The sequence below is a fragment of the Latilactobacillus sp. VITA-14 genome, from assembly GCF_046580785.1.
GTDB lineage: Bacteria > Bacillota > Bacilli > Lactobacillales > Lactobacillaceae > Latilactobacillus > Latilactobacillus curvatus.
In genome coordinates this window covers 25308-33770 of sequence record NZ_JBJKTM010000019.1, presented here as the reverse complement: position 1 = coordinate 33770, position 8463 = coordinate 25308, and the positions used below count along the sequence as shown (strand labels likewise).

Annotated in this window: 8 protein-coding genes and 1 pseudogene; 4 read left to right on the top strand and 5 right to left on the bottom strand. The window is 41.4% G+C overall.

Annotated elements, in window-relative coordinates:
* Positions 1-128: pseudogene (locus tag ACF1X7_RS08110) on the top strand (IS30 family transposase); the annotation flags it as partial.
* 143 nt (positions 129-271) lie between these two features.
* Here the strand turns inward: ACF1X7_RS08110 and helD are convergent.
* The 4 genes from helD to ACF1X7_RS08090 all read right to left on the bottom strand — a co-directional run bounded on the left by helD (position 272) and on the right by ACF1X7_RS08090 (position 3714).
* Positions 272-2563 (bottom strand): RNA polymerase recycling motor HelD, encoded by a 2292-nt coding sequence (gene helD, locus ACF1X7_RS08105; RefSeq protein WP_411162648.1) that lies wholly within the window; start codon positions 2561-2563, stop codon positions 272-274.
* Between the two features lie 175 nt (positions 2564-2738).
* Complete coding sequence (locus ACF1X7_RS08100; protein ID WP_050802306.1) at positions 2739-3089, bottom strand: fluoride efflux transporter FluC; 351 nt, start codon at positions 3087-3089, stop codon at positions 2739-2741.
* Positions 3089-3496: a fluoride efflux transporter FluC gene (locus tag ACF1X7_RS08095; RefSeq protein WP_004271189.1), complete on the bottom strand. Its 408-nt coding sequence runs from the start codon at positions 3494-3496 to the stop codon at positions 3089-3091. Before ACF1X7_RS08095 ends, ACF1X7_RS08100 begins: the two co-directional genes overlap by 1 nt.
* Positions 3497-3576: 80 nt before the next feature.
* The gene (locus tag ACF1X7_RS08090; protein WP_004271191.1) at positions 3577-3714 is read right to left on the bottom strand and encodes a hypothetical protein; all 138 of its coding nucleotides are present in this window, start codon (positions 3712-3714) and stop codon (positions 3577-3579) included.
* A 183-nt stretch (positions 3715-3897) separates the two neighbouring features.
* On the opposite strand from ACF1X7_RS08090, the gene ACF1X7_RS08085 reads away from it, so the two are divergent.
* Together ACF1X7_RS08085 and ACF1X7_RS08080 are read left to right on the top strand one after the other, a co-directional pair.
* Positions 3898-5736 (top strand): monovalent cation:proton antiporter family protein, encoded by a 1839-nt coding sequence (locus ACF1X7_RS08085; protein WP_221276252.1) that lies wholly within the window; start codon positions 3898-3900, stop codon positions 5734-5736.
* Positions 5737-5809: 73 nt separating this feature from the next.
* Positions 5810-6712: a proline-specific peptidase family protein gene (locus tag ACF1X7_RS08080; protein WP_004271194.1), complete on the top strand. Its 903-nt coding sequence runs from the start codon at positions 5810-5812 to the stop codon at positions 6710-6712.
* Between the two features lie 48 nt (positions 6713-6760).
* On the opposite strand, the gene ACF1X7_RS08075 is transcribed toward ACF1X7_RS08080, so the two are convergent.
* Complete coding sequence (locus ACF1X7_RS08075; protein WP_039098472.1) at positions 6761-7225, bottom strand: MarR family winged helix-turn-helix transcriptional regulator; 465 nt, start codon at positions 7223-7225, stop codon at positions 6761-6763.
* Positions 7226-7537: 312 nt separating this feature from the next.
* Here ACF1X7_RS08075 and ACF1X7_RS08070 point away from each other — a divergent pair, with 312 nt between their 5' ends.
* The gene (locus ACF1X7_RS08070; RefSeq protein ID WP_004266073.1) at positions 7538-8197 is read left to right on the top strand and encodes a histidine phosphatase family protein; all 660 of its coding nucleotides are present in this window, start codon (positions 7538-7540) and stop codon (positions 8195-8197) included.
* Positions 8198-8463 lie beyond the last annotated feature (266 nt).

Sequence of the window (8463 nt, the reverse complement as noted above, 5' to 3'; positions counted from 1 at the left end):
AAAAGACCAATTTTAGCCAAGTAACGACTGATGAGATCCTAGCAGCACTTGAACTAATTAATCAACGACCATTAAAAATACATCATCAACAGACTGCCATTGAAAGATTCCGGGCTTGTTCGGATTAAACTTGTAATTTGCCATTTCTGTTCGGATTAATTATAGAATTTGCCTAATTAAAAGCGCTTTATTAAAATATTCATTGCCCATTTTCTCGCGATTACACTTTTCATCCAATCAAAAAACGCCCGCCTTTCAGCGCGCGTTTTTTCTATTTAATTAACGTGTAATCATCCGCATCCACATTATCAATCAATGGTGACATGCCACCTGTTGCTAATAAAGTGAGGCGATGCATCGCTCTTGAACAGATCGTGTAGAGCAATTGCCGTTGATCTTCATGATTGTAGTTGGTTGCGCTGACTTGCCAGCCGATAATCGCATCAAATTCCAACCCTTTGGCTAAGAAACTTGGAACGACTAACGTACCCGCTGCCAAACGTTGATTTTCGGAACGAATTAAAGTGACTTTTGTACCACTGGCTTTCAACTTAGCTGTTAGTTCTTGGGCTTGCACCAATGTCTTGGTGATAATCGCCGTCGTTAACTTATCTGCTTCATTTTTAGCGAGTTGCGCATTCACATCAGCGACCAATTGATCTTCGCTTTGGCGCACAATCAAGTTTGGCTTGTCGCCTTCACGGTTGAAAGCTTCAATTTTTTGACCGCCCTTTAGGAGCCCTTTGGTAAAGTCGGTGACTTGTTCAGTTGACCGATATGAACGCGTCAATTGAACGACCTTCGTATTTTGCGCATCAAAGAGTTGTTGCACTTGTTGTAATAGGTTCGTGCTGTTTTCTTTGGTGAAAATCGCTTGGTTCAAATCACCGAGTAACGTGAAGCGCGCCTTAGGGAAGTGCATCTTCAAGAAGGCCAATTCGTATGGTGTGTAATCTTGGATTTCATCGATAAAGACAAAGCGCATGTCGCGTTCGCCGTGCTTACCGGTCATTAAATCATAAAGATGCAAGTAAGGTGTCACATCTGATAACGTCATTTGTTTGGCCTTTAAATTAGCGACAAAATCAGTCACATGATCATTCCAGATTTCTGGTGTCAGATCAAATTCAGCCAAATCAACCAATTGCGGCACAACCCGCATGAAGTGGACGTATTGTGCTTGAATACTCAAGAAGCGATTGCGTTGAATTCCTTTTTGAACGGGTTTGAAAGCCTTCAAAACGATTTGCTTAGCGATATATTTACTTTCGGCTTCACCAGTCTTAAAGTCCTTACCCGCCATAATTTCGCGGAGTTCCTCATCACTTAAGTTTTCAGCGCGTTCTGTCACCCAGTCAGCCTTCGTTTCATGGTCGACTTTATGGCTCAAACTGCGCAATAAACTTTCCTTCGTCGCATCTAGCCGGTTCCCTAAATGATAGTTTTCGTTGAAACGGTAGTAGACGTCGCTGATTTTTTCCTTACTAATCAAGACCTTCCCGTTCACTTTCAAATCACGGAAACGCATATCGCCCTTTTCAAGGTGCGCTGCGTAACGTTTAACTGCTTTATAGAAGACTAGGCTTTCTTTCAAACGGCTAATCCGCGCATCAGTTTCCGTGATTGGTGTTTCGAATTGGTCAAATAAACTCTGAACAGCAAGGTTCGGCAAACGCCGTGCAACATATTGATAGTAAGTCATTTGAATCATGTTTTGTTCGCCAAGTTCAGGCAACACGTCAGCGATATAATCGTTGAACAATTGGTTCGGCGAGAACATGATCACTTGACTGGAATCCAGGTTACCCCGATACCGGTAAAGTAGGAAGGCAATCCGTTGTAAAATCGCGGATGTTTTCCCAGAACCAGCGGCCCCTTGCACGAACAATAAGTCCGCGTCAGTGTTCCGGATGATTTGATTTTGTTCCCGTTGAATGGTCGTCACGATACTCTTCATTTGTGTATCAGACTTTTCGCCCAATACTTCCAGTAACATTTGGTCACCAATTGTTTCTTGCGTATCAAATAACGCCTTAATTTGGCCATCTTCAATTAAGAATTGACGTTTCAAAGAAATATTGACGTCTTGCGGGCCGTCAGGCGTTTGGTACGTAACTTCACCAGTCTTCCCTTCATAGTAAATTGATGAAATAGGTGCCCGCCAGTCATAAATCAAGAAATGATCTTCGCGATCGGTGAATGACCCTAGCCCAATATAAATGGACTCAGACTTTGGTTCACCCTTTTCTTTAAAATCAATCCGCGCGAAATAAGGGGTTTTTTCCATTTTTTGTAAAGTCTCAAGTTGCCGGGAAGATTGTTGCCAAGAATTATTCCGTTCTTGCAACATTTGCCGTTGTTGTTCGATTGAGACTGCCGTTTCAGTCATTGCTGAATCATTATTGAAATTCAACCGTACATCATTAAAGAAGTTTGCGTTAATTTCTTTTTCTTCTGATTTAGCCCGTTCAACGGCGCCTTCGAAGTGCTTTTTGGCGTTTTTAATTAAACCGACAATCTCGGTTAAACGGCGTTGTTCTAATGATTTTTGTTCGTCAGTCAAAGCAGATGTCCCCCGATTTCTAAATAAACAGTTCTACAAGTTTAACACTAAATTCACAAGAGTGCGACTACAAGCGCTTAGCCATTGAGGATTAGCCTAATCAGGGAAATAAGCGATGTAGTCGATTATTTTCCTGATGTAGCTAAGCGGAAAAAGTTATTTGCTAAAGCACGTTTCACGATCTTCCCACAAAAAAGCCGGCCGCTGCAACCACCAGCCCTAACCCGTAGGTTAATAGCAGATAACCAAAGAAAATATGGTAACGGCGGCGGAACCACAGCTGACTCAATTCGCTATTGAACGTTGAGAAAGTCGTGTAGCCACCCAAGACCCCGACGCCCAAAAAGAGCGTCCACGTTTGATCCAATTGTGCCCCGGTCACCCAGCCTAAGCAAAAGCTCCCCGTTAAATTAATTAAAAAGGTGATTAATGGATATTCGCTGGCAATCTGCGTTCCAAGACGGGTTAATTGATACCGCAAAATAGCGCCGATTGCCGCGCCCAATCCGACAATTAATAACGTCATCATTTTAGCACCTGCGACTTTCCTTGCCGATCGAGCAGCCAAACTGCCCAGTAATCTGCCACTAAACTTAAGCAGACACCGCCAATCAAACTAATCCCGATATACAGGCTAAATGGCCACCATTGATTGGCCACCAATAACTTCAATGCATCCACGCTAAAACTAGAAAAAGTCGTGAAGGCGCCGAAAAAGCCCGTGCCCATTGCAAGTGCCAGCGTATCGCTGATCTGATAACGAACCACGATGTAACGCATTAAAAAAGGAAGACAAAACGCCCCGATTAAATTCACACACAAAGTGCCATACGGAAACCCTGCTGCTTGGTGCAATCCGAGCCCAATTGCATAGCGTAAAATCCCGCCAAAAAAGGCAAAAATTCCAACCGCGAGACTTTCTTTTATCTTCATTTTAGATCGCCCCCTTTTTAATATCGTAGCATCTATTTTACAGAAGTTATTACTAATTGTAAATTAGTTGTAGATATTAACTAGCGATAATGCCAACTTTTTAATAATAATTTAATCACTAACGAATTATCAACAAAATCGATAATATTAGCGCCAATATATAAAAAGCCAATTTTACGAACCCGTGCTGTTGCTCGGAAGCTATTCGGCTTTGACATGCTTTAGTACCCATCTAGCTATCAAAGCCAACTTCCTGTGCACAGCTGTGGCCCGCAAACAGTCGGCTACACCGCCTATTTACGAACCCGTGCTGTTGCTCGGAAGCTATTCGGCTTTGACATGCTTTAGTAGGTTAGTGTATGCTCTACACAACTTTATTGTGCATTGAAAGGATCTTTTTTATGACAAGCTTAGCGCTCGTAATCGTTCTATTGGCGGCTTTAATGACGCCGTTACTCATGGCAAAATTTAAGATTTCTTATTTACCAACCGCCGTTGCGGAAATTTTGATCGGGATTTTACTCGGACAAAGTGGCTTCCACCTCATCTCAACCACCCCCACACTGACGGAACTTTCATCATTGGGTGTGACCGTCTTAATTTTCTTAAGCGGGATGGAAATCGACTTTGAACTCTTTAAAAAGCAACCCACCACAGCTAAATCTGGCGTTAAAACACCGCTGACGCCCTTACAACTGGCAGTCGGTAGTTTTACGCTGATCCTATTAAGTTCGCTAGGACTCGCCAGTTTATTGGCATGGAGTGGGTTGTTCACCGATATTGGACTCGCAACAATTCTCTTTTCAACCATCGCGTTAGGGGTCGTCATCGCCGCGTTGAAAGAAAAAGAACTCCTCAGCCAGCCGCTTGGCCAAACAATTCTGTTAATTGCCGTCCTCGGGGAAATCGTCCCGCTGATTTCGTTAACAATTTATGCCGCCCTCAATAATCCTGGTTCTAAGAGTCTGTGGTTACTATCACTAATTTTCTTAGCCGCAATCTTCTTATTGATGCGTTTTAAAACTGTTTATCACTTCTTTGAGCGGATTGATAAGTCAACGACTCAACTCGATATTCGTTTAGCCTTTTTCTTAATCATCACACTTGTATCGATTGCCGAAGAAGTCGGTGCCGAAAGTATTTTGGGCGCTTTCTTAGCCGGCATGGTCATGAAACTTTTACGCCCCCGTGAAGAGACGCAAGATAAATTAACATCAATCGGCTACGGCTTTTTCATTCCCATCTTCTTCATTATGACCGGTGCAAAACTCAACATCCCCGCGCTCTTACATGATCCTAAATCACTGACCCTGATTCCCTTTTTCTTCATCAGTTTCATGGGCGCCAAAGTTTTGATTTACTTCGTCTTAAAACGGCGCTTCAAAGTCACCAACGCCCTCGCCGGGACTTTCCTCAGTTCGACGACCATCACGTTGGTCTTACCCATTTTGACGGTCGGTCTCAACTTGAAGGTTATCACGACACAGCAATCCGGCGCTTTCACAATTGCAGCGGTGATTAGCTGTATTCTTGGTCCGATTCTGTTCAATCGATTCTACTTACCAACGCCTGAAGAGATGCCGCGCAAACGTGTTAACTTCATCGGCGCCAACATCATGACAATTCCAATCGCCCAACAGTTATCCAAAGGTCTGTACACAAGCGAATTATTTACCAATAACGAACAAAATTATCAAATCTACCATAGCCAAGCCAACCTCGAACTCTTACCTGACTTGGCACCAGCCACCTTAACTGACGCGGCCGTCTTCGATACAGATATCCTGGTCTTAGGCTATTTAAATAATGAGCAAAATTATCAACTTGCCCAACAAGCGATTCAGGCCAAAGTACCGCGGATCATCGCCCGCTTTGAATTTAAGAATATCTCGGACGATCAATACGATGAACTTAAAGAACATGGCGTTGAAATTTTTAACACTTACGAAGCAAATATCAGTCTGTTGCGAAGTTTAATCGAGACTCCATCTACCTTACAAATCATTGATAACACCGATGCCGGGCTCTTCGAAGTCACGGTTAAAAATCGGCGCTTCACCGGGATTCAACTTTCTAATCTCCCATTTGTGGACCAAGTCACAATTAGTCGAATTTACCGCGATAAGCAACTGATCATGCCGCATGGTGACACGCAAATCCATCTCAATGATCACCTCATTCTAACGGGGAATAAACAGGCTGTTCCTGCCATTCGACGCCAATTAGAAACGCTCAACTAAATCATGTTGACCCTCGCACATTCTCTCTAATAGGTTTATAATGAAACTATCATAATTAAAGGATGGTGCAGATATGAAACAAGGAACAACAATCCTCACATTGGATAATGGTTACCATTTATGGACTAATACGCAAGGAACAGGCGACATTCATTTACTCTGCTTACACGGTGGCCCTGGTGGTAATCACGAATACTGGGAAAACTTCGGTAAGGAATTAGCTGATCTTGGTGTACAAGTACACATGTACGACCAACTTGGTTCATTTTATTCTGATCAACCTGATTACTCACAACCAGGCAATGACCAATTATTAACATATGATTACTTCTTAGATGAAGTTGAAGAAGTCCGTCAAAAACTGGGCATCGACAACTTCTACTTAATCGGCCAATCATGGGGTGGCGCATTGGTCCAAATGTACGCTGCTAAATATGGCCAACACTTAAAAGGTGCCATCATCTCGAGTATGGTCGATGAAATTGACGAATATGTCACAAACATCAACAAAATTCGTGAAGACATCATGACCCCTGAACAATTGAAATTCATGCAAGACTGTGAAGCTAAGAATGATTACGACAACGATGAATACCAAGCACTTGTTGACAAGTTAAACGCTGGTTACGTTGATCGCAAACAACCACTTGCAATCTCACATTTAATCCCAACAATGGCAACCGACGTTTATGGCGTCTTCCAAGGTGATAATGAATTCGTTGTGACTGGGAAATTAAAGGATTGGCATTTCCGTGACCAACTCCACAAGATTACTGTCCCAACGTTAATCACATTTGGTGAACACGAAACCATGCCAATCGCAACCGCTAAGATCATGGCTGAAAAGATTCCCCATGCTCGCTTAGTGACAACGCCAAATGGTGGTCACCATCACATGATTGATAACGCACCCGTTTACTTCGATCACTTGAAGACTTTCATCAAAGACGTAGAAAATGGCAACTTTAACGATTAAATAAAAAAAGCCGCGCACAAATTTAAATTTGTGCGCGGCTTTTTTTATTTAATCAATAATATCTGAATTAGGTTCCCATTTATCCATTGTATCGAATAAGTGGTTTGTTTGTGCGAATAATTGAGAAAGGTCTGCATTGCCGTCATCTTTAAAATGTTTAAAGAATAAGTAGAAATCGACTTCCAATTGATCAACCATTCGTAATCCTTGCTCATTCAATGAAATGAATACTTTACGTTGGTCCATTTCATCACTGCGATTTTTAACAATTAAGTGTTTTCTGAATAAAACATTAATTTTACGTGAAATTGCTGGGCCTGAAAGATCAAAGGATTCCGATAATTTCGCCACTTCAATATTGGGGTTTAATTTGACCTCTCTGAGAATCAAAAATTGATCGTATGTCAAGTCGTGCGTGACAGTTAAATGATTTATCTTATTGTAAATTTGGCCAATTTGCAGATACCATTCGTTGAATCGATCAACAAGGTTACTATCCGTTTCTGGTTGCATCGAACCACTCCTTTACATAAACACTAAATGTGATTATTAAGTGTTACTAGTCAAAAATAACACAAAATGTATAAAATTAAAAGATTTATGCTTAGAATATTAATAAATATTGATAAAGTTATTTATTAGTATCTTTTAAAATTTATTATCTCTTAATGGTAATTGCAATTGATTATAAATCAATTGTTATTATTACCATTAAAAACTATAAATGTATGTAACCGTTTTGCAAAAAATATGGAATGACCCTGCACACCATTTTTATCTATGCTAGAATGAAGGTACTAAAAGCTATTGTTGGAGGGTTACGATATGAAACGAATCACACTTTATTTAGTGCGTCACGGTCAAACATTCTTTAACCGTTATAACCGGATGCAAGGTTGGTCAGACTCACCACTTACTCCGAAAGGGATTGCAGATGCCGAACGCGCTGGCAAAGAATTAGCGAAAGTTAATTTTGCTCAAGCTTATTCTAGTGACCGCAGTCGCGCAATGGACACTGCTAAAATTATTCTCCATAAGAATTTCTACCTTGATACTCCATATGCTATCACACCGCACTTCCGCGAAGAATTCTACGGCTATTTTGAAGGTGAAGATTCACCCAAAGCGTGGTACATGGCAGGTGCCAGTCATGATGCCAAAACCTTCCAAGAAATCATCACCAAATACTCACTCGATGCCTCTAAAGATTTCATGAAAGAAGCTGATCCCTTCCACGATGCTGAAGATGCCGCTGAATATTGGGCCCGCGTCGGTAAAGGTTTCAAACAACTTCGTGCTGAATGTTCTGACGGTGATAAAGTCTTGATGGTCAGTCATGGCACAACCATTCGCAGTATTGTTGGCAAGTTTGGTAACGACCAATTCGATGTTACCGTTAGTCCAATGAACGGTAGTATTACTAAAGTTATTTTAACAGACGAAGGCGTTACTGTTGAAAGTTACAATCAATTAACCCTTCAATAGTATCAAAACGATAATTGATGTATGAATATTCATTGAATATAGAGCTGGGCAATATTATTCTGATTGTTCAGCTTTTTTTGTGGGCAATAATTCATGCCGTTCAATAATAATACGCGCTTCAAATGACAGTTTCGGCAGTCTTCTTTGGCTTTTTTTGTAGGTAAAATGCTCACCACAATTGTAGCTAAGCAAGTTAAAAACTAATCCAGCGTGGTATACGCCTCTTAATGACATCAGTGTAACAAGTAGCGTCTAGAGAAACAACT

Bases quoted from the DNA above. Each gene is read 5' to 3' on its own strand.
- ACF1X7_RS08100 (WP_050802306.1), bottom strand. From the start codon at position 3,089: ATGACGTTATTAATTGTCGGATTGGGCGCGGCAATCGGCGCTATTTTG.
- ACF1X7_RS08085 (WP_221276252.1), top strand. From the start codon at position 3,898: ATGACAAGCTTAGCGCTCGTAATCGTTCTATTGGCGGCTTTAATGACG.
- ACF1X7_RS08095 (WP_004271189.1), bottom strand. From the start codon at position 3,496: ATGAAGATAAAAGAAAGTCTCGCGGTTGGAATTTTTGCCTTTTTTGGC.
- ACF1X7_RS08075 (WP_039098472.1), bottom strand. From the start codon at position 7,225: ATGCAACCAGAAACGGATAGTAACCTTGTTGATCGATTCAACGAATGG.
- ACF1X7_RS08070 (WP_004266073.1), top strand. From the start codon at position 7,538: ATGAAACGAATCACACTTTATTTAGTGCGTCACGGTCAAACATTCTTT.
- ACF1X7_RS08090 (WP_004271191.1), bottom strand. From the start codon at position 3,714: ATGTCAAAGCCGAATAGCTTCCGAGCAACAGCACGGGTTCGTAAAATT.
- ACF1X7_RS08080 (WP_004271194.1), top strand. From the start codon at position 5,810: ATGAAACAAGGAACAACAATCCTCACATTGGATAATGGTTACCATTTA.